Raw genomic sequence first — 21,447 nt, forward strand, 5'->3', positions numbered from 1 at the left:
ATGATCGACGACTTCGTCTGCAGCAGGTCCTGCGTGGTCTCCACCAGCAGCGCATCCGCACCACCCGCCAGCAACCCCTCCGCGTTGACCTGGTAGGCATCCCGGATCGTCGCGTAGTCGATGTGCCCGAGCGTCGGCAGCTTGGTGCCCGGACCCATCGAGCCCAGCACCCACCGCTGCTGCCCCGTCGAGGCGGTGAACTCGTCCGCCACCTCACGCGCGATCCGCGCACCGGACTGCGACAGCTCGAAGTTGCGGTCGGAGATGTCGTACTCGGCCAACGCGGCGAAGTTCGCACCGAACGTATTGGTCTCCACGCAGTCGACCCCGGCCCCGAAGTACTCCCGGTGCACGTTCGCCACGATGTCCGGACGCGTCACGTTCAGGACCTCGTTGCAGCCCTCCAACTGCTGGAAATCCTCCAGCGTCGGGTCCTGCGCCTGGAGCATCGTCCCCATCGCCCCGTCAGCGACCACCACACGGGTGGCGAGCGCCTTCCGCAGGGCGTCGGCCCGCTCCTGCGCGTTCATCTCGGCCTCGGCAGGGAGGTCTCGATGTCGGCCGCCGCCGCAGGACCGTACGCCGTGGCCAGCCGGGACAGGAGCGCGGCACGGTCCAGCTCGTACTCCTGGGTTCCCACGCATTCCAGGGCCGTGGTGGCCAGGGCACTGCCCAGGCGGGCGGCCGCTTCCGGGCCCAGCCCCCAGGCGGTCGCCGCGAGGAAGCCCGAGCGGAAGGCGTCCCCGACACCCGTCGGGTCCACCGGGGACGGGCTGGGCACCGCGGGCACCCGGAGCGGCGCCGCGTCCCTGCGCTGGATGCGCGAGCCGGCTTCGCCGAGTGTCGTGATCCACAGGCCGGTCCGGTCGAGGACCTGTTGTTCGGTCCAGCCGGTGCGCTCCTGGAGCAGTGAGGACTCGTACTCGTTCGTGAAGAGCCAGCGGGCGCCGTCGACGAGGGCGCGCACCTGGTCCCGGTCCAGCCGGGCGAGCTGCTGGGAGGGGTCCGCGGCGAAGGGGATGCCGAGGTGCCGCGCCTCCTCGGTGTGGCGGAGCATCGCCTGCGGGTCGTTCGGTGAGACCAGGACCAGGTCCAGGCCTCCCACTCGCTGGACGATCGGTTCGAGACCGATGGTCCTGGCCTCCGCCATCGCGCCGGCGTAGAAGGTGGCGATCTGGTTGTGGTCGGTGTCGGTGGTGCAGACGAAGCGGGCCGTGTGATGTTCCGCCGAGACGTGCACCGCGTCGGTGTCGACGCCGTGTTCCTTGAGCCGGACCGCGTACTCGGCGAAGTCGGGGCCGACCGCACCGACCAGTACCGGGGCGAGGCCCAGCAGGCCCAGGCCGTACGCGATGTTCGCCGCCACTCCCCCTCGGCGGATGTCGAGGCTGTCCGCGAGGAAGGAGAGGGAGACGTGGTCCAGCCGGTCGGCCACGAGCTGGTCGGCGAAGCGGCCCGGGAACACCATCAAGTGGTCCGTGGCGATGGACCCGGAGAGGGCGATGCGCATGGTGTGGTCGGCCTTCCCCGGTCAGATGCCCGCGATGCGGCGCAGCGCTTCGGCGCGGTCGGTGCGCTCCCAGGTGAAGTCCGGCAGCTCGCGGCCGAAGTGGCCGTAGGCGGCGGTCTGGGCGTAGATCGGGCGCAGCAGGTCGAGGTCGCGGATGATCGCGGCCGGACGGAGGTCGAAGACCTCGCCGATGGCCTGCTCGATCCGGTCGGTGGGCACGGTGTGGGTGCCGAAGGTCTCGACGAACAGGCCGACGGGCTCGGCCTTGCCGATGGCGTACGCGACCTGGACCTCGCAGCGCGAGGCGAGGCCGGCGGCGACCACGTTCTTGGCGACCCAGCGCATCGCGTAGGCGGCGGAGCGGTCCACCTTGGACGGGTCCTTGCCGGAGAAGGCGCCGCCGCCGTGGCGGGCCATGCCTCCGTACGTGTCGATGATGATCTTGCGACCGGTCAGGCCGGCGTCGCCCATCGGGCCGCCGATCTCGAAGCGGCCGGTCGGGTTGACCAGCAGCCGGTAGCCGTCGGTCTCCAGCTTGATGCCGTCCTCGACGAGCTCACCGAGCACGTGCTCCACCACGAGCTCCCGGACGTCCGGGGTCAGGAGGGCGTCCAGGTCGATGTCGGACGCGTGCTGGGTGGAGACGACGACCGTGTCGAGGCGGACGGCCTTGTCGCCGTCGTACTCGATGGTGACCTGCGTCTTGCCGTCGGGGCGCAGGTACGGGATCGCCCCGTTCCTGCGGACCTCCGAGAGACGGCGGGAGAGCCGGTGCGCGAGGTGGATCGGGAGCGGCATGAGCTCGGGCGTCTCGTCGCAGGCGTAGCCGAACATCAGGCCCTGGTCACCGGCGCCCTGCTTGTCGAGCTCGTCCTCGTCGCCCTCGACCCGCTTCTCGTACGCGGTGTCGACGCCCTGCGCGATGTCCGGGGACTGCCCGCCGATGGACACCGAGACGCCGCAGGAGGCGCCGTCGAAGCCCTTCGTGGAGGAGTCGTAGCCGATCTCAAGGATCTTGTCGCGCACGAGCTGCGCGATCGGGGCGTAGGCCTTCGTCGTCACCTCGCCCGCGATGTGCACGAGACCGGTGGTGATGAGGGTCTCCACGGCCACACGCGAGGTCGGGTCCTCGGTGAGGAGCGCGTCGAGGATCGTGTCGCTGATCTGGTCGGCGATCTTGTCGGGGTGGCCCTCGGTCACGGACTCCGAGGTGAACAGGCGGCGGGACATGGGGCTCCTGAGGGGCTGTGAGGACTGCGGCTTCGAGGACCGCGCCACGAGGGCTGTGGGACGGGCTGGAGGATCGTCGAGCGGGGTGCTTGCGAGCTGCTAAAGGGATCCGGCCGGGGCGGGCCGGCGGGGCGCCGCCCAGGACCGGGGCGACCGGTAGCTGCGGTCCAGGTCCCAGGCCGCCGCCGCTGCGGGGGCCTGGGCCGGTGCGCACCGGGCGGCGTGCTCGCCGCTGGTGCGCAGGACGGCGAGCAGCGCCAGGGTCGCCGCGACGATCTGCTGCTCCTCCGGCTCCCCGCGGACGAAGCGGAGCACGTGGGCCTGCTCCGCGGGCATCATGCGGACCAGGCCATGGCCGACGGGCCCGGGTTGGCCCGGGTGGTGTCCGTCACGCACCACAGTTCGGGGGCGTCGGCCAGCCCGTGCAGGACCCGGGCCAGGACCAGGGTGGCCAGGGTGCCGCGCGGCAGGCCGAGTCCGGGGCAGCAGGAGGTGGCGTCGGCCTCCAGCAGGCAGAGCACGCCCGCGGGCGCCGCGGCCGTGATGTCCTGCGTCAGCCGCTGTGCGAGCGCCTCCTCCTCGGCCGCGTCCGTGAGGTCCACGGTGCGCACGCCGACCTCCACACCGTGTACGGCGAGTGCCTCCAGGGCGGCGGTCACGAACGGGTCCTCGGTGAACCCGGCCGGTACGAGCGCCAGCCAGGCCGCCCCGGCCGGCCCGGGCGGCTGCTCCGCGGGCCGCCAGTCCAGGCTGCGGCGCTCCGACACCGTGGGTGCGGGTGCGCCCAGCCAGTAGGGCTGCCGTTGGAAGGCGTACGTGGGGAGGTCGAGCGGCCGCTGCCGGGAGGTGTCCGGCGTCTCGCGCAGGGCGTGCCAGTCGACGTGCGCGCCGTGCACGTACGCCCGGGCCAGTCCGGCCGCCACGTCCCCGCCGGGCGGGAGCAGTTCCACCAGGGCGACGTAGTCCTCGCAGGCCTGCGGGTCGGAGGCGGGCCGGAACAGTGACCAGGACGGCTGGGCCGGGTCGGGCGCCTCGCCCAGGGCCGCGCAGCGGGCGGCGGCGTCCAGGCCGAGGGCGCCGGCGGCGTGGACGGCCGCGGCCTCGTGCGCCGGGTCGCCGACGAAGGCGTCGAGGCGTACGCCGAGGGCGCGCCACGTGCGGACGAGGGCGACGGTGAAGGCGAACAGGGCGCAGCGGTCCGCGGTTTCGTCCTCCGGCTGCGGCACCGCGGACAGGAGGCGGTCCAGGACCGGGGCGGCCGTGTACGGGCGCAGGGCGTGCGCGCACGCCTCCAGGTGGCTGCGGAACTCCGGTGACTGCGCGGCGAGCCGGCGCGCCGACTCGCGCCAGGGGCCCTGGGGGTCGGGCAGGACGTATCCGATGCGCTCGTCGGTGACCTCGCCGCGCACCACGTACGGGGAGTCCTGGCCGGCGGCGAGGGCGCGCAGGCCCGCTTCGAGGGCGGCCCGGTCGGCGCCCAGGACCACGGCGCGGTGGGAGAGCGCGGCCCGGGTGGTGGACAGCGCGTGGGTGAGGGCGGCCGGGTCGGTGTCGGGGTGGGCGGCGGTGAAGTCGAGGAGCCGGGCCGCCTGGGCGTGCAGGGCTTCGGTGCCGCGGGCGGAGATCGGCCAGGCTACGGGGGCCGAGCCGAGCACGGGCGCCACGGCGGGCGCGGGGGCCTCCTCCGGCGCCGGGGCGGCGGGCGCCTCCTCGACGATGACGTGGGCGTTGGTGCCGCTGATGCCGAAGGAGGAGACGGCGGCCCGGCGCGGACGCCCGGTCTGCGGCCACGGCACCTGCTCGGTGAGCAGTTCCACGGCGCCCGCGTCCCACTCCACGTGCGGGGTCGGTTCGTCCACGTGCAGGGTCTTCGGGACGAGGCCCGCCTGGAGGGCCATCACCATCTTGATGACGCCGCCGACACCGGCGGCGGCCTGGGTGTGGCCGAGGTTGGACTTCAGGGAGCCGAGCAGCAGCGGCCGTTCGGCCGGGCGGCCCTGGCCGTACGTCTCCAGCAGGGCCTGCGCCTCGATGGGGTCGCCGAGCCGGGTCCCGGTGCCGTGCGCCTCCACCACGTCCACGTCCGCCGGGGTCAGCCCGGCCTGCGCGAGGGCCTGGCGGACGACCTTCTGCTGGGCGAGCCCGCTGGGGGCGGTGAGGCCGTTGCTGGCACCGTCCTGGTTGACGGCGGAGGCCCGGATGACCGCGTGCACCCGGTGTCCGCTGCGCAGCGCGTCGGAGAGCCGCTGCAGGACGAGTACGCCCGCCCCCTCGCCCCAGCCGGTCCCGTCCGCTGCGGCGGCGAAGGCCTTGCAGCGGCCGTCGGGTGCCATGCCGCGCTGGCGGGAGAACTCGACGAACACGCCGGGCGAGGCCAGCACGGTCACTCCCCCGGCCAGGGCCAGGTCGGTTTCGCCGGAGCGCAGGGCCTGGCAGGCGGTGTGCAGGGCGACCAGGGAGGAGGAGCACGCGGTGTCGAGGGTGACGGCGGGGCCCTCCAGGCCCAGGGCGTAGGAGATCCGGCCGGAGATGACGCTGGCCGTGGTGCCGGTGAGGAGGTGGCCGTCGGCGCCCTCCCACGGCTGGTGCAGGCGGGGGCCGTACTCCTGGGCGATGGCGCCGATGTAGACGCCGGTGTTGCTGCCGCGGACGGTGAGCGGGTCGATGCCGGACCGCTCCAGCGCCTCCCAGGAGGTTTCGAGGAGGACCCGCTGCTGCGGGTCCATGGCGATCGCCTCGCGGGGCGAGATGCCGAAGAACTCGGCGTCGAAGCGGTCGGCGTCGTGCAGGAAGCCGCCTTCGTAGGCGTAGGACCTGCCGGGCCGGTCGGGGTCCGGGTCGTAGAGGTTCTCGATGTCCCAGCCCCGGTTGTCGGGCAGTTCCGTCAGGGCGTCGCGGCCTTCCGCCACCAGGTCCCACAGCGCCTCGGGAGAGGCGGTGCCGCCCGGGTAGCGGCAGGCCATGCCGACGATGGCGACCGGTTCGGTGCGGCGGTCCTCCTGCTCCCGCAGCCGTCCCTTGACCTCCCGCAGTTCGGTCATGGCGCGGCGCAGGTAGGTGCGCAGCTTCTCCTCGTTGGTGTCGCCGGCGGCGCCGGTCCGGTGCTCGCCCGTGTTCTCGTTCCCCATGGGGATGCCGGCCTCCTCAGCCTCGGAAAAGATCGAGTTCGTCTTCGAGGGCCGCGAACAGCTCCTCGTCGGTCGCCGCCTCCAGGTCGTCCCGGCCGGTGGCCGGGGCCTGCTGGGCGGCCGCCGGTTGCCGCTCCCAGCGCTGGAGCAGCTCGGTCAGCCGTCGGCCGATGCCCTGTCGGGCCGCGGCGTCCGGAGCGGCGGCGAGCAGGGTCTCGAACCGGGCTTCCAGTTGCCGCAGTTCGCGGTCGGCGGCGTCGGGGTCGGCGGTGGTCCCGGCCGCCGCGCCACCGTCTGCCGGGGCCAGTTCGCCGTACAAGTAGTCGGCGAGCGCGGCCGGCGTGGGGTAGTCGAAGACCAGCGTGGCGGAGAGCCTCAGGCCGGTCGCCGCCTTGAGCCGGTTGCGCAGCTCCACCGAGGTCAGCGAGTCCGAGCCGAGCTCCTTGAAGGCCCGGTTCGGCCCGACCGCGGCCGGCGAGGACTCGCCGAGGACCACGGCCGCGTGCTCGCGGACGAGGTCGAGCAGCATCCTGCGGCGCTCGGCCTCGGGCAGCGGCGCCAGCCTGTCGGCCAGTGCGGCGGGCCCCCCGGCCGCGCCGCCGGCCTGGGCGCGGCGGCGTACGGGCGTACGGACCAGGCCCCGCAGCAGCGCCGGGATCTCGGCGCCGGCCCCGGTCAGGCCGGCGGTGTCCAGCCGTACGGGGGTGAGCGCGGGCCGGTCGGCGGCCAGGCCCGCGTCGAACAGGGCCAGGGCCTCCGGTGTGGGCAGGGCGGCCACACCGGTGCGGGAGAGCCGGCGCAGGTCCTTGTCGTCCAGGGTGCCGGTCAGGGCGCTGGTCTGCTGCCACAGACCCCAGGCGAGGGACACCGCGGGCAGGCCCTGGGCGCGCCGCTGCTGGGCGAGGGCGTCCAGGAAGGCGTTGGCGGCGGCGTAGTTGGCCTGTCCGGCCGTGCCGAGCGTGCCGGCCGCGGAGGAGAAGAGCACGAAGGCGGCGAGGTCGAGACCGCGGGTCAGCTCGTGCAGGTTCCAGGCGGCGTCCGCCTTGGGGCGCAGGACGCGGTCCACCTGGTCCGCGGTCAGCTGTTCGACGGCGGTGTCGTCGAGGGTTCCGGCGGCGTGCACGACCGCGGTCAGCGGGTGCGCCGGGTCCACCGAGGCGAGCGCCTCCTCCAGCGCCGCGCGGTCGGCGGCGTCGCAGGCCGCGAGCGTCACCCGGGCGCCCAGTGCGGTGAGTTCGGCGGCCAGGTCCTGCGCGCCGGGGGCCTGGGCGCCCTGCCGGCTGGTCAGCAGCAGGTGGCGGATGCCGTGCGCTTCGACCAGGTGCCGGGCGACGAGCGCGCCGAGGGTTCCGGTGCCGCCGGTGACCAGCGCCGTGCCGTCCGCGTCCAGGGGCCGGGGGACGGTGAGCACCAGCTTGCCGGTGTGCCGGGCCTGGCTCATGTGCCGGAAGACGGCGGGGGCCTGGCGCAGGTCCCACGAGGTGGCGGGCAGGGCCCGCAGGGTGCCGTCGGCGAAGCGGGCCAGGACCTCGGCGAGCATCTCCCCCACCCGTTCGGGGGCGACGAGGTTGAGGTCGTACGCGCGGTAGGTGACCCCGGGGTGGTCCGCGGCCACCCGCTGCGGGTCCCTGATGTCGGTCTTGCCCATCTCGATGAGCCGTCCGGCGGGGGCGAGCAGGCGCAGCGAGGCGTCGACGAAGTCTCCGGCGAGGGAGCCGAGGACGATGTCCACGCCGCGGCCGCCGGTGGCCTCGCGGATGCGGTCCTCGAAGGCGAGGGTGCGCGAGTCGCAGATGTGGGCGTCGTCCAGGCCGTTGGCGCGCAGGGCGTCCCACTTGCCCTGGCCGGCGGTCGCGTAGACCTCGGCGCCGAGGTGGCGGGCGAGCTGGACGGCCGCCATGCCGACGCCGCCGGCCGCCGCGTGGATCAGGACGGTGTCGCCGGGGCGGATGCCCGCGAGGTCGACGAGGCCGTAGTAGGCGGTGAGGAACGCGACGGGCACGGCCGCGGCCTCGGCGAAGGTCCAGCCCTCCGGGACGGGCGCGACGAGCCGGCTGTCGGCGACCGCGAAGGGCCCGAAGCCGTCGCGGACCAGGCCCAGGACCCGGTCGCCCGGGGCGAGGCCGGTCACGCCGGGGCCGGTTTCGACGACCAGCCCGGCGGCCTCGTAGCCGAACCGGTCCTCGTCCTCCTCGATCATGCCGAGGGCGAGGACGACGTCGTGGAAGTTGAGCCCGGCGGCGCGGACGGCGATCCGGACCTGCCCGGGCCGCAGCGCGGCCGTCGCCTCGGGGGCCGGGGCGAGGGCCAGGTTCTCCAGGCTGCCCTTGCCTTCGGTGACCAGCCGCCAGGCGTCGTGGCCGGCCGGCGCCTCCAGGCTCGCGCCGGTGTCGGCCGGGAGCAGCCGGGGAATGAGCAACCGGCCGCCGCGGAGGGCGAGTTCCGGCTCGGTGTGCAGCAGCGGCGGCAGGTCCTCCAGGGCCGTGCCGGGGTCCGTGCCGTCGAGGTCGAGCAGGGCGAAGCGGCCGGGGTGCTCGCGCTGGGCGGAGCGGATCAGGCCCCAGACGGCCGCGCCGGCCAGGGAGGCGGGCCGCTCGTGCGGGCCGGTGGCCACGGCCCGGCCGGTGACCAGGACCAGCGGGACGTCGCTGAGCCGGTCCTCGGCGAGCCAGGCCCGCAGCAGGGCGAGGACGGCGTCGAGTTCGGCGCGTACCCCGTCGGCCGGCCGGTCACCGGGGAGGGCCTCCGCGGTGGCGGGCGCGACGGGCGCGAGGACGGCCGCCGGGGTGCGGGTGGCGGCTCCGGCGAGACTGTCCAGCAGGTCGGCGATGCTCTCGTGGGCCCCGTCGGCGGTGAGGCCGTGGCCGGTGCCGAGGACCGCGAGCCGCTCGGGGCTCGCGGGGGCGGGGAGTTCGTCGAGGGGGCTCCAGTCGACGGCGTACAGCGAGCGCCGTGCGCCGGCCCCGGCTGCGGCGGCCCCGGTGAGGGCGCCGGGGGGCAGGGGGCGCACGGTCAGCGCCTCGGCGGAGAGCACCACGGCCCCGGCGGGGTCCCAGGCGGTCAGGCCGACGGTGTCGGACGCGTTGCGGGTCAGGCGTACGCGCAGTGCGGTGGCCCCGGTGGCGTGCAGCCGCACCCCGGACCAGCCGAAAGGCAGCACCACCTGGCGGGTTCCCCCGCCGTCCGGTCCGCGCACGATCAGCGGGTGCAGGGCGGCGTCGAGCAGCGCCGGGTGCAGTGCGAAGGCCTGGGCGTCGGCGTGCCCGTCCTCGCCGAGGACGACCTCGCCATAGAGGTCGTCGCCGACGTGCCAGGCGGCGGTGAGCCCCTGGAAGGCCGGGCCGTAGGCGTATCCGGCCTCGGCCAGCCGCTCGTACGCGCCCTCGACGGGCAGCGGTTCGGCGCCCTGCGGCGGCCAGGGCGCGGGGGCGGCCGGCTCCGGTGCGGCGGCGCCGGTGGCGAGGCGGCCGCCCGCGTGGTAGGTCCATCCCGCCTCGGGGGCGTCCTCGCGCAGGGCGTGGACGGAGACCGCCCGGCGGCCCTCGGTGTCGGCGGCGGCGACGCTGACCTGGATCCGGACGCCGTGGCCCTCGGGGACGACCAAGGGGACGGCGAGGTCGAGTTCCTCGACGAGGTCGCAGCCGGTCATGTCGCCCGCCGCCACGAGCAGTTCGAGCAGTGCGGTGCCGGGCAGCAGGACCGTGCCGGAGAGGGCGTGGTCGGCCAGCCAGGGGTGGGTGTGCAGGGAGACCCGGCCGGTGAGCAGCGTGGTGCCGTCCTCGGCGGACTCGACGGCCGCGCCGAGCAGGGGGTGGCCGAGCGGTTCGAGGCCGAGTCCGGCCGCGTCGGCGGCCTGGGCCGGCGCGTCGAGCCAATAGGAGGTCCGCTGGAAGGCGTACGTCGGCAGCGGCGCGGGCAGGGCGGCCGGCCCCTCCTGCGTGCCGAGCAGCGCCCGCCAGTCGACGGGCTGGCCGTGGGCGTGGGCCCGGGCCAGCGAGGTGGTCAGGCGGGTGGCGCCGCCGTCGTCGCGGCGCAGGGTCTCCAGGACGACGGCGCTCCGGCCGTCCGCTTCCGCGATCTCCTGGACGGCGGAGGTCAACAGCGGGTGCGGGGTGGGCTCGACGAAGGTCCGGAAACCGTCGGCGAGCAGGGCGCGGGCGGCGTCGGCGAAGCGGACGGTGCTGCGCAGGTTGCGGTACCAGTAGGCGGCGTCCAGACCGGCGGTGTCGAGGGCCGCACCGGTGACGGTGGAGTAGAAGGGGATGCGGGAGGCACAGGGCGCGACCGGGGCGAGGGCGTCGAGCAGTTCGGCCTCGACGGGCTCGACCTGGGCGACGTGCGAGGCGTAGTCGACGGGGATCCGCCGGGCCCGTACGCCGTCGGCGTCCCAGGCGGCGAGGAGGGTGTCCAGGGCGTCGGCCGGGCCGGCGACGACCGTCGAGGCGGGGCTGCTGACGGAGGCGATCTGGATCTGCCCGTCGGTGGCGGCGAGCAGCGCTTCGACCTGCTCGGCAGGGAGCAGCACGGAGGCCATGGCGCCGGTGCCGGAGAGCCGGTCGCGGCAGATCAGGCTGCGCAGGGCGACGATCCGGGCCGCGTCGTCGAGGCTGAGGGCGCCGCAGACGTAGGCTGCCGCGATCTCGCCCTGGGACTGTCCGACGACGGCGGCCGGGCGGACGCCGGCGGCCTGCCACACCTCGGCGAGCGCGACCATCACCGCGAACAGGGCGGGCTGGACCACGTCCACCCGGTCCAGCGGCGGGGCACCGTCCGCAGCCCGCAGCACGGCGGTGAGCGACCAGTCGGTGTACGGCGCGAGGGCGGCCCCGCAGGCCTCGATGGAGGCACGGAACACCGGCGACGCGTCGATGAGTTCACGTGCCATGCCGGCCCACTGGGCGCCCTGGCCGGGGAAGACGAAGACGGGGCGGCCGCCGGTCGCCTCGGCGCGGACCAGGTACGGCGAGTCCTGGCCGGCGGCGAGGGCGCGCAGCGCCACCTCCAGCTCGACCGGATCGGCGCCGATCGCGACGGCCCGGTGGGAGAGGGCGGCCCGGGTGGTGGTCAGGGCGCGGGCGACGGCGGCGGGATCGGCCTGCGGGTGTGCGGTGGTGAAGTCCAGCAGGCGCTCGGCCTGGGCGCGCAGCGCGTGCTCACCGCGTGCGGACAGGGGCCAGGCCAGGGGCGCGGGGGCGAGCACCGGGGCCGGGGCCCCGGCCGGGGCCTGGGCGGGCTCCGCGGGTGCGGCGGGGCCACCGGGGTCCGCCGCGGGGGCCTGTTCGAGGATCAGGTGGGCGTTGGTGCCGCTGATGCCGAAGGAGGAGACGGCGGCCCGGCGCGGGCGGCCGGTGTCCGGCCAGTCCGCGGCCTCGGTGAGGAGCCGTACGGCGCCCGACTCCCAGTCGACGTGCGGGGTGGGCTCGTCCACGTGCAGGGTCTTGGGGGCCACGCCCTCGCGCAGCGCCATCACCGTCTTGATGACGCCGGCGACACCGGCGGCGGCCTGGGTGTGGCCGAGGTTGGACTTCAGGGAGCCGAGCAGCAGCGGCCGTTCGGCCGGGCGGCCCTGGCCGTACGTCTCCAGCAGGGCCTGCGCCTCGATGGGGTCGCCGAGCCGGGTCCCGGTGCCGTGCGCCTCCACCACGTCCACGTCCGCCGGGGTCAGCCCGGCGTCGGCGAGCGCCTGCCGGACGACCCGCTCCTGGGCCGGGCCGTTGGGGGCGGTGAGGCCGTTGCTGGCACCGTCCTGGTTGACGGCCGAGCCGCGGATCACGGCCAGCACCTCGCGGCCGCTGCGCAGCGCGTCGGAGAGCCGCTCCAGGACGACCAGGCCGACGCCCTCGCCCCAGCTGGTGCCGTCGGCACCGGCTGCGAAGGCCTTGCTGCGGCCGTCGGGGGCGAGCCCGCGCTGCCGCGAGAACTCAAGGAAGATCGTCGGAGTGGGCATGATCGCCGCACCGCCGACCAGGGCGAGCCCGCACTCGCCGCGGCGCAGCGCCTGGACGGCCATGTGCATGGTCACCAGGGAGGAGGAGCAGGCCGTGTCCACGGTGACCGCGGGACCCTCCAGGCCCAGGGTGTAGGCGATGCGGCCGGAGGCCACGCTGGAGGAGCCGCCGGTGACGGCGTACCCCTCGTACTCCTCCGGGAGCTGGCCCAGCCGGGCGGTGTAGTCGTGGTACATGAGCCCGACGAAGACTCCCGCGTCGGTGCCGCGCAGCCCGGTCGGGTCGATGCCCGCCCGCTCCAGCGCCTCCCAGGAGGTCTCCAGCAGCAGCCGCTGCTGCGGGTCCATCGCCACCGCCTCGCGCGAGGAGATGCCGAAGAAGGCCGCGTCGAACTCGGCGGCGCCGTGCAGGAACCCGCCTTCGCGGACGTACGACTTGCCGGACTTGCCGGGCACGGGGTCGTACAGTCCCTCCACGTCCCAGCCGCGGTCGAGCGGGAAGCCGCCCATCGCGTCCGTGCCCGTGGAGACCAGCCGCCACAGGTCCTCCGGGGACTCCACGCCGCCCGGGAACCGGCACCCCATGCCCACCACGGCGATCGGCTCGTGGGCGCGCTCGTCGATCTCGCGCAGCCGCTGCCGGGTGGCGTGGAGGTCGGTGGTGACCTTCTTCAGATAGTCGCGGAGCTTGTCCTCGTTAGCCATCCGACCCAACACTCCTCATGAGATACCGAGTTCACTTTCGATGAACGTGAAGATTTCGTCGTCGCTCGCGGACGCGATGGCCGCGAGCACGGGCTCGTCCACGGCCAGCACCGGGGCCGGGGGCGTCACCGCAGCGGCCGCGGCGGGCGCGGGAGGCGGGTCCTGGGGGGCGAGCCGGGCCAGGATCCGCTCGGTGACCGCCGCAGGGGTGGGGCAGTCGAAGAGCAGGGTGGTCGGCAGCCGCAGACCGGTCGCCGCGTTGAGCCGGTTGCGCAGGTCTACCGAGGTGAGGGAGTCGAACCCGAGGGAGGAGAAGGCGCGTTCGGGTTCGACCTGCTCGGCCGAGCCGTGGCCGAGGACCACGGCCGCACTGCGCCGGACCAGGTCCAGCACGGTGTGCCGGCGCTCGTCGGCGTCCACCCCCGCCAGCCGCTCTGCGAGCCCCGCTCCGCCGCCCCGGGACTGCTCGGGCGCCGCCTGGGCCGCTTCGGTGCGCCGGGGCGTCGTGCGGACCAGGCCCCGCAGCATCGGGGGCGGGGTGGTGCCGTCGGCCGCGGCGCGGGCGCGCAGCGCCGAGACCTCCAGGGCCACCGGTACGAGCAGCGGGTTGCCGTCCTCGGTCCAGGCGGCGTCCAGCAGCCGCAGGCCGTCCGCGGAGCCGAGCGGGGCGATGCCCGCCCGGGCCATCCGGGCCAGGTCGGCGGCGGTCAGCTCCCCCGTCATCCCGCTGGCCTCCTGCCACAGGCCCCAGGCGAGGGAGACGGCGGGCAGGCCCTGGGCCCGGCGCAGGTACGCGAGGGAGTCCAGGAAGGCGTTGGCGGCGGCGTAGTTGGCCTGTCCGCCGAGGCCGAGCACACCGGCCACCGAGGAGAAGAGGACGAAGGCGGCCAGGTCGAGGTCGCGGGTCAGCTCGTGCAGGTTCCAGGCGGCGTCGGCCTTGGGCAGCATCACCCGGTCCACCCGGTCGGGGGTGAGGGCCGTGACGGTGGCGTCGTCGAGCAGTCCGGCGGCGTGCACGACCGCGGTCAGCGGGTGCGCCGGGTCCACCGCGGCGAGCACCGCCGCCAGCGCCGTACGGTCGGCGGCGTCGCAGGACACCACCTCGGCGTGGGCGCCGAGTGCGGCCAGTTCGGCCACGAGGCGGTCCGCGCCCGGCGCGGCCGGTCCGCGGCGGCTGGTCAGCAGGAGGCGCCGTACGCCGTGCCCGGTGACGAGGTGGCGGGCCACCAGGGCGCCCAGGGTGCCGGTGCCGCCCGTGACCAGCACGGTTCCCTCGGGATCCAGCGGCCGGGCGGCGGGCCCGCCGTGGAGCTCGGGGCGGACCAGGCGCGGTACGTGGGCCCGGCCGTCGCGGAGCACGAGCTGGTGCTCGCCGCGGGCGAAGGCGGCGGCCGCGTGGGCGGCCAGGCCGGCGGTCCCGGCGGCGGTGCCGGTGCCGGGACCGGTCCCGCTGCCGGTGTCGGTGTCGGTGTCGAGCAGCAGGCAGCGGTCGGGGAACTCGGTCTGCACCGAGCGGATCAGGCCCCAGGCGGCCGAGGCCGCGAGGTCCGCGATGCCGGCCTGCGGGTCGGCGGCCACCGCCCCCCGGGTCACGACGACCAGGCGGCTCCCGGCGAGGCGCTCCTCGGCGAGCCAGTGCTGCACGGTGGCGAGCAGGTCGCGGGTCAGCTGCCGGGCGGCGCTGCCGGGGCCGGTCCCGCCCTCGGGCGCGGTGACCGGCACGAACAGCAGATCGGGCGCGGGGGCGCCGGCGTCCAGGGCCGTCAGCAGGGCGGGTATCCCGTCGTACAGGGGGGCCCGGCCGAGGCCCGGCAGCCACGTGCCGACACCGGCACCGAGCACGGCGTGGGTGCCCGCCGGGGCGGTGCGCAGGTCGAGCGGGACGGGGGTCCAGTCGACCGCGAACAGCGGGTCGGCGGGGCGGCCCAGGACGGCCAGCCGCTCGGGTTCGACGGGGCGCATCACCAGGGAGTCGACGCTGACCACCGGCTGTCCGGCCATGTCGGCGGCGAGGACCGTGACGGCGCCGGTGTCCGTGCCGCCCCCGTCCGCCGCCGGGGCGAGCCGCACCCGCAGCGCGGTGGCCCCGTGGGCGTGCAGCCGTACGCCGCTCCAGGCGAACGGGAGCAACGGCTTGCCGCTGTCCGCGGCGGCGGGGCCGGGGCGGCCGAGCAGGCCGAGGGCGTGCAGCGCGGCGTCCAGGGCGGCGGGGTGGACCCCGAAACCGGTGCCGGACGCGTCCTGTCCGGCGAGGACGACCTCGGCGAACACCTCCGCGCCGCGCCGCCAGGCCGCGCGCAGCCCCTGGAAGGCGGGTCCGTACGCGTAGCCCTGCGCCAGCAGGTCGCCGTAGCGGCCGGCGAGGTCGACCGGCTCGGCGCCGGCGGGCGGCCAGGCGGACTCGGCCGCCGGGGCGGCCGCTGCGGCCGCCGAGAGCCAGCCCTGCGCGTGCCGGGTCCACGGGCGCTCGGCGGGACCGCCGGGCTCGTCCTGCCCCGCCTCGGGGCGGGAGTGGACGGCGACGGGGCGACGGCCCGACGCGTCGGGGTCGCCGATGAGGACCTGTACCTGTACGGCGCTCTCCTCGCTCAGCACCAGGGGTGCCTGGAGCACCAGCTCGTCCAGGCCGGCCTGGTCCACCGCGGCGGCGGCGTGCAGCACCAGGTCGACGAAGGCCGTGCCCGGCAGCAGGACCGTGCCGAGGACCGCGTGGTCGCGCAGCCAGCCGTGCTCGCGCAGTGCGAGGGAGCCGGTGAGGACCACCGGGCCGCCGTCGGGGAGGTCGAGACGGGCGCCGAGGAAGGGGTGACCGGCGCTGTCCAGGCCCAGTCCGGCGGGCGTGGCCGCGGTGCGCGGCTGGTCGAGCCAGTACCGGGCGCGCTGGAAGGGGTACGTGGGCAGTTCGGCGGCGGGACCGTCCGGGCTGCCGTGCAGCGGGGTCCAGTCGACGGCGAGCCCGCGTACCCATGCCTCGGCGGCGGAGGCGGCGAAGCGGCGCAGGCCCCCGTCGTCGCGGCGCAACGAGCCCACCGCGAGCCGGGGTTCGGTGCCGGTGGCCTCCTCCACGGTCTCCTGGATGCCGGCGGTGAGCACCGGGTGGGCGCTGACCTCGACGAAGCAGTCGTGGCCTTCCTGCGCCAGCAGGGCGACGGTCTCCTGGAAGCGGACGGTGCCCCGCAGGTTGCGGTACCAGTAGCCGGCGTCGAGCGGCTCGTCGGTGATGCGGCGGGCCAGCAGCGTCGAGTAGAAGGGGATCCGCGGGGTCCGCGGCGCGATCGGGGCCAGGGCGGCGAGCACGCCGTCCTCGATGGCCTCGACGTACTGCGAGTGCGAGGCGTAGTCGACGGGGATGAGCCGGGCCCGGACGCCGTCGGCGGTGCAGGCGTCGACGAACGCGGCGAGCGCGGCCGGTTCGCCCGACAGGACGGTGGAGGCCGGGCTGTTGAAGGCGGCGACGCCCAGCCGTCCGCCCCAGGCGGCGATCCGCTCGCGCACGTCGGCTGCGGGCAGGGCCACCGAGGCCATGCCGCCGCGGCCGGCGAGGCGCCCGGCGATCTCCTGGCTGCGCAGGGCCACCAACCGGGCGGCATCCTCCAGGGACAGCGCGCCCGCCACGCACGCGGCGGCGATCTCGCCCTGCGAGTGGCCCACCACGGCGGCCGGCTCGACCCCCCAGGAGCGCCACAGCGCGGCGAGCGCCACCATCACGGCGAAGGAGACGGGCTGGACCACGTCCACCCGGTCCAGGGAGGGCGCTCCCTCGGCGCCGCGCAGCACCTCGGTCAGCGACCAGTCGGTGTACGGGGCGAGCGCCGCCTCGCAGGCTTGGATCTCCCGGCGGAACTCCTGTGACTGCTCCAGTAGTTCACGCCCCATACCGGCCCACTGGGCACCCTGCCCGGGGAAGACGAACACGGGGCCGTCCGCGGCGGGGCCGGTGGCGGTTCCCCGGACCACGGTGCCCGACTCGCCGTCCCCGGCGAGTGCCGTCAGGCCGGATTCCAACTCCGCCGGGTCCGCGCCCACGACCACGGCGCGGTGCTCGAAGGCGGTACGGGTGACGGCGAGCGCGTGGCCGAGGGCGGCGGGATCGGTGACCGGGTTCGCGGCGAGCCGTTCGGCCAGCCGCTCGGCCTGCGCGGCCAGCGCCTCCTGGGTACGGCCGGACAGCACCAGCGCGGCCGGAACGCCGTCGGGGCGCTGCTGCGCGGGCGCCCGGCCCGGCCCGCCGGGAGCGGCGGGGCCGTCGGATCCGGCGGGGGCCTGCTCCAGGATCAGGTGGGCGTTGGTTCCGCTGATGCCGAAGGAGGAGACGGCGGCCCGGCGCGGGCGGCCCGTCTCGGGCCAGGCGGCGGCCTCGGCCAGCAGTTCCACCGCGCCGGCCGACCAGTCGACGTGCGGGGTCGGCTCGTCGAGGTGCAGGGTGCGCGGGGCGACGCCCTCGCGCAGGGCCATCACCATCTTGATGACGCCGCCGACGCCCGCGGCGGCCTGGGTGTGCCCGATGTTCGACTTCAGCGAGCCGAGCAGCAGGGGCCGCTCCGCCGGCCGTCCCTGGCCGTAGGTGGCGAGCAGGGCGCGGGCCTCGATCGGGTCGCCGAGCCGGGTGCCGGTGCCGTGGGCCTCGACGACGTCGACGTCCGCGGTGGTGAGTCCGGCCTGCGCCAGGGCCTGCCGGATCACCCGTTCCTGCGCGAGCCCGTTGGGGGCGGAGAGGCCGTTGCTGGCGCCGTCCTGGTTGGCCGCGGAGCCGCGGACGACCGCCAGGACGCGGTGGCCGTTGCGTACGGCGTCGGAGAGGCGTTCCAGGACGACCAGGCCGGCGCCCTCGCTCCAGCCGGTGCCGTCGGCCGCTGCCGAGAACGCCTTGCTGCGGCTGTCGGGGGCGAGGCCGCGCTGCTGCCCGAACTCGACGAAGATGCCCGGGGTGGACATCACGCACACGCCGCCGGCCAGCGCGAGGGAGGTCTCGCCGCTGCGCAGGGACCGGCAGGCGGTGTGCAGGGCGACCAGGGAGGACGAGCAGGCGGTGTCGATCGTGAGGGCCGGCCCCTCCAGGCCGAGGGTGTAGGCGATCCGGCCGGATGCGACGCTGGTGGTGCTGCCGGTGAGCAGGTGCCCCTCGGATCCCTGCGCGGGCTCGTGCAGGCGGGGGCCGTAGTCCTGCGCCATGGCACCCACGAACACGCCCGTGTCGCTGCCGCGCAGGCGGTGCGGGTCGATACCGGCCCGCTCCAGTGCCTCCCAGGCGGTCTCCAGCAGCAGTCGCTGCTGGGGGTCCATGGCGACGGCCTCGCGGGGCGAGATGCCGAAGAAGCCCGGGTCGAACTCGGCGGCGCCGTAGAGGAACCCGCCTTCGCGGACGTACGTCCGGCCTGCCGTGCCGGGCTCGGGGTCGTACAGCGCCTCCAGGTCCCAGCCGCGGTCGGCGGGGAACGCACCGATGGCGTCGGAGCCTTCGGCGACCAGCCGCCACAGGTCCTCGGGGGACTCGACGCCGCCGGGGAAGCGGCAGCCCATGCCGACGATGACCACGGGGTCCTCGTCGGCCGCGGTGGCGTCGGAGCCGCGGGCGGGCGGCGCGGGCAGCTCGGCGGCCGTGTCGGGGGAGCTCTCCTCGACATCACCGCCATCACTCAGCTGCTCCAGCAGGTGGTCCGCGAGCGCCTGCGGGGTGGGCCGTTCGTAGGCGAGCGTGGTGGAGAGCGTGAGAGCGGTCCGCGCCTGGAGCTTGTTGCGGAGCTCGACGGCGGTGAGGGAGCCCAGGCCCTGGTTCTTGAAGGCGACGGCGGGATCGACCTGGGCGGGCCCGTCCAGGCCGAGTACGGCGGCGGCGGTGGCGCGGACCAGGTGCAGGACGCGGCGCGCACGTTCGGCGGGCCCGAGGGCGGCGAGCTCGCGGCGCAGCGGATTCTCCTCCGCGGCGGCTGCGTCGCCTGCCCCGGCCGTGTCACCCGGCTCCGCTGCGGCCGTGCGGTCCTGGTCGGCGGACCGCCGTACGGGCGCGTGCGGCGCGGCGGCGTCCAGTTCGGGGAGCCAGTGCCGCGCGCGCTGGAACGCGTACGTCGGCAGGTCGACGGGGCGCGCGCCGGGGAACGCGGCGGTGAAGTCGACGGGGAGGCCCCGGGTCCAGGCCTCGGCGAGGGAGGCGAGGAAGCGGGCGGGGCCGCCGTCCTCCCGGCGCAGGGAACCCACGGCGGCGACCGGGACGCCGGCCCGTTCGGCGGTGTCCTGGACGGCGGGGGTCAGCAGGGGGTGGGCGCTCGCCTCGACGAAGGCGGTGTGGCCGTCGGCGAGCAGCGCCTCGACGGTGTCCTGGAAGCGGACGGTGCCGCGCAGGTTGCGGTACCAGTAGCCGGCGTCGAGCGGCTCGTCGGTGATCCGGCGGCCCAGGAGGGTCGAGTAGAAGGGGATCCGCGGGGTCCGGGGGGCGACCGGGGCGAGGACGGCCAGGACCTCGTCCTCGATCTCCTCGACGTAGGCGGAGTGCGAGGCGTAGTCGACCGCGATGCGGCGGACGCGGATCTCCTCGCGCTCCAGGTCGGCGGCGAGGGCGTCGAGGACGGCCGGGTCTGCGCACACCACGGTGGCGGCGGGGCCGTTGACCACGGCGATCTCCACCCCCGCGTACGGGCCGTGCAGGCGCTCGGCCACCTGGGCGGCGGGCAGGGCGACGGAGGCCATGCCGCCGCGGCCGGCGAGGCGGCGGGCGATCACGGCGCTGCGCAGGGCCACCACCCGGGCGGCGTCGTCCAGGGACAGGGCGCCCGCCACGCACGCGGCGGCGATCTCGCCCTGCGAGTGGCCCACCACGGCGGCCGGCTCGACGCCCCAGGAGCGCCAGAGTGCGGCCAGGGCGACCATGACGGCGAACAGGGCGGGCTGGACCACGTCGACCCGGTCGAGGTCCGGTGCGCCGGCCTCGCCGCGCAGCACCCCGGTCAGCGACCAGTCGGTGTACGGGGCGAGCGCCGCCTCGCAGGCCTCGATCTCCCGGCGGAACACCTCGTTGGTGTCGAGCAGTTCGCGTCCCATGCCGGCCCACTGGGCGCCCTGCCCGGGGAAGACGAAGACGGTGCCGCTCCCGGCGCCGGTGGCGGTGCCCCGGACCACCGCGGCGGACTCCTCCCCCGCGCCGAGCGCGGCCAGCCCGGCCGTCAGGCCGGACCGGTCGGCGCCGAGCACGACGGCGCGGTGCGTGAAGGCGGTCCGGGTCGCGGCCAGCGAGTGGCCGAGGTCGGCCTCGTCGAGCGCGGTCCGGTCGCGGGTGAAGTCGAGCAGCCGCGCGGCCTGGGCGCGCAGCGCCTGCTCCGAACGGCCGGACACGGGCCAGGGCGTGACGGCCCCGGCGAACGGCGCCGGCGCCTGCGCGGCGGCGCGGGCGGGGACGGCCGGGGCCTCGGCCACGATCAGGTGGCAGTTCGTCCCGCCCATGCCGAAGGAGGAGACACCCGCCAGGCGCGGGCGGTCCGCGGGGGTGGCGGGCCAGTCCGTGAGCGCGGTCGGCACCCGCAGGCCCAGCCGGTCCAGCGGGATCGCCGGGTGGGGGGTCTCGTGGTGGAGGGTCGCCGGGATGCGGCGGTGCGTGAGGCACAGGGCCGTCTTGACCAGGCCGACGATGCCCGCGGCGCCCTCCAGGTGGCCCACGTTGGTCTTGGCCGAACCGACCGCGAGCGGGACGGCCGCGGCGGTGCCGGCGGCTCCCGTGCCCTCGGCGCCCGTGCGCTCGGCGCCCGCGCGCTCGGCGCCGGTGTCCGCAGCGCCCTCGTCCGCAGCGCCCGTGTCCGCGGTGCGGACGGCGCCCAGCGCGGCGGCCTCGACCGGGTCGCCGACGGGCGTGCCGGTGCCGTGAAGTTCGACGTAGCCGAGCTCACGCGCCGCGACGCCCGCGCGCCGCAGTGCGGTCCGCAGGACGTCCTCCTGCGCAGCCTGGTCGGGCGCGGTCAGGGTCGCGCCGCCGCCGTCGTTGTTGACCGCACCGCCCCGGATCACGCAGTGGATCCGGTCGCCGTCGGCCAGCGCGTCGGCCAGCCGCTTGAGGACGACGGTGGCGCCGCCCTCCCCGCGGACGTAGCCGTTGGCGCGTGCGTCGAAGGTGTGGCTGCGCCCGTCCGGGGAGAGCGCGCCCATGCACTCCATGCCCAGGGTGCTCTCGTCGGCGAGGATCAGGTTGACCCCTGCCGCGACGGCCACGTCCGTCTCGGCGCGCCGCAGGCTCTCGCAGGCCAGGTGGACCGCGACCAGCGAGGACGACTGGGCGCAGTCCACGGTCAGGCTCGGCCCGCGCAGCCGCAGCAGGTAGGACAGCCGGTTGGCGATCAGGCCGCGGTGCAGGCCCGTGGCGGTCATGCCGGAGATCGCGTCCGGTCCGGTACGGCGTACCAGCGTGGCGTAGTCGTCGTTGATCACGCCGACGAAGACGCCGGTGCGGGTGCCGGCCAGCCGGTCCGGGACCATGCGCGCGTCCTCGAAGCCCGCCCAGGCCAGTTCGAGCACCAGCCGCTGCTGCGGGTCCATGGCGGCGGCCTCGCGCGGCGAGAGTCCGAAGAAGGCCGCGTCGAAGCGGTCCTTGTCCTCGATGAACCCGGCCCACCGCCCGGTCCGCTCGTCCCGGGACACCGCGCAGGTGCCGCTGCTGAGCAGCTGCCAGAACGCCTCGGGCGTATCGGCGCCCGCGACCCGGCAGGACATGCCGACGACGGCGATGGTCTCACCGTCGGCGGCGCGGTCCGGGGTGGCGGTCCCCTCGTCGGTCAGCATGTGAACTCGTGTCCCCTCGTGGTGGGCAGGGCGTGGCCGGGCGCGGCGGCGCGGCGGGCTGGGCGGTGGGCGGTGCGTCCGCGGGCGGGCGGCCGGGCGGGGAAGGCGGCGGCCGCCAGGGCACCCCGGGGGCCGAACGCCGACGGTTCGGGCGGCCCCGGGGGCGG

7 protein-coding genes are annotated in these 21,447 nt (G+C 76.1%); all 7 read right to left on the reverse strand.

Going from position 1 to position 21,447, the window contains the following annotated elements; all coding sequences use genetic code 11:
• Nucleotides 1-530, reverse strand: a 530-nt coding sequence (locus tag AC0666_RS16870) for a homocysteine S-methyltransferase family protein (RefSeq protein WP_478707829.1), incomplete at its 3' end; no start/stop codon positions are given.
• Nucleotides 527-1,510 (reverse strand): carbohydrate kinase family protein, encoded by a 984-nt coding sequence (locus AC0666_RS16875; RefSeq protein WP_468971131.1) that lies wholly within the window; start codon nt 1,508-1,510, stop codon nt 527-529. The genes AC0666_RS16870 and AC0666_RS16875, both read right to left, overlap by 4 nt.
• 21 nt (nt 1,511-1,531) lie before the next feature.
• A complete protein-coding gene (gene metK, locus AC0666_RS16880) occupies nt 1,532-2,740 on the reverse strand; it encodes a methionine adenosyltransferase (RefSeq protein WP_478707830.1) in 1,209 nt (402 codons plus the stop codon).
• Nucleotides 2,741-2,839: 99 nt separating this feature from the next.
• The gene (locus tag AC0666_RS16885) at nt 2,840-3,079 is read right to left on the reverse strand and encodes a hypothetical protein (RefSeq protein ID WP_478707831.1); all 240 of its coding nucleotides are present in this window, start codon (nt 3,077-3,079) and stop codon (nt 2,840-2,842) included.
• Complete coding sequence (locus tag AC0666_RS16890) at nt 3,076-5,868, reverse strand: type I polyketide synthase (RefSeq protein ID WP_478707832.1); 2,793 nt, start codon at nt 5,866-5,868, stop codon at nt 3,076-3,078. Before AC0666_RS16890 ends, AC0666_RS16885 begins: the two co-directional genes overlap by 4 nt.
• Nucleotides 5,869-5,884: 16 nt before the next feature.
• The gene (locus AC0666_RS16895; RefSeq protein ID WP_478707833.1) at nt 5,885-12,520 is read right to left on the reverse strand and encodes an SDR family NAD(P)-dependent oxidoreductase; all 6,636 of its coding nucleotides are present in this window, start codon (nt 12,518-12,520) and stop codon (nt 5,885-5,887) included.
• Nucleotides 12,521-12,535: 15 nt separating this feature from the next.
• Nucleotides 12,536-21,280, reverse strand: a complete 8,745-nt coding sequence (locus AC0666_RS16900) for a type I polyketide synthase (RefSeq protein WP_478707834.1) — start codon at nt 21,278-21,280, stop codon at nt 12,536-12,538.
• Nucleotides 21,281-21,447 lie beyond the last annotated feature (167 nt).

This window comes from Streptomyces sp. NPDC043680, from assembly GCF_056436685.1.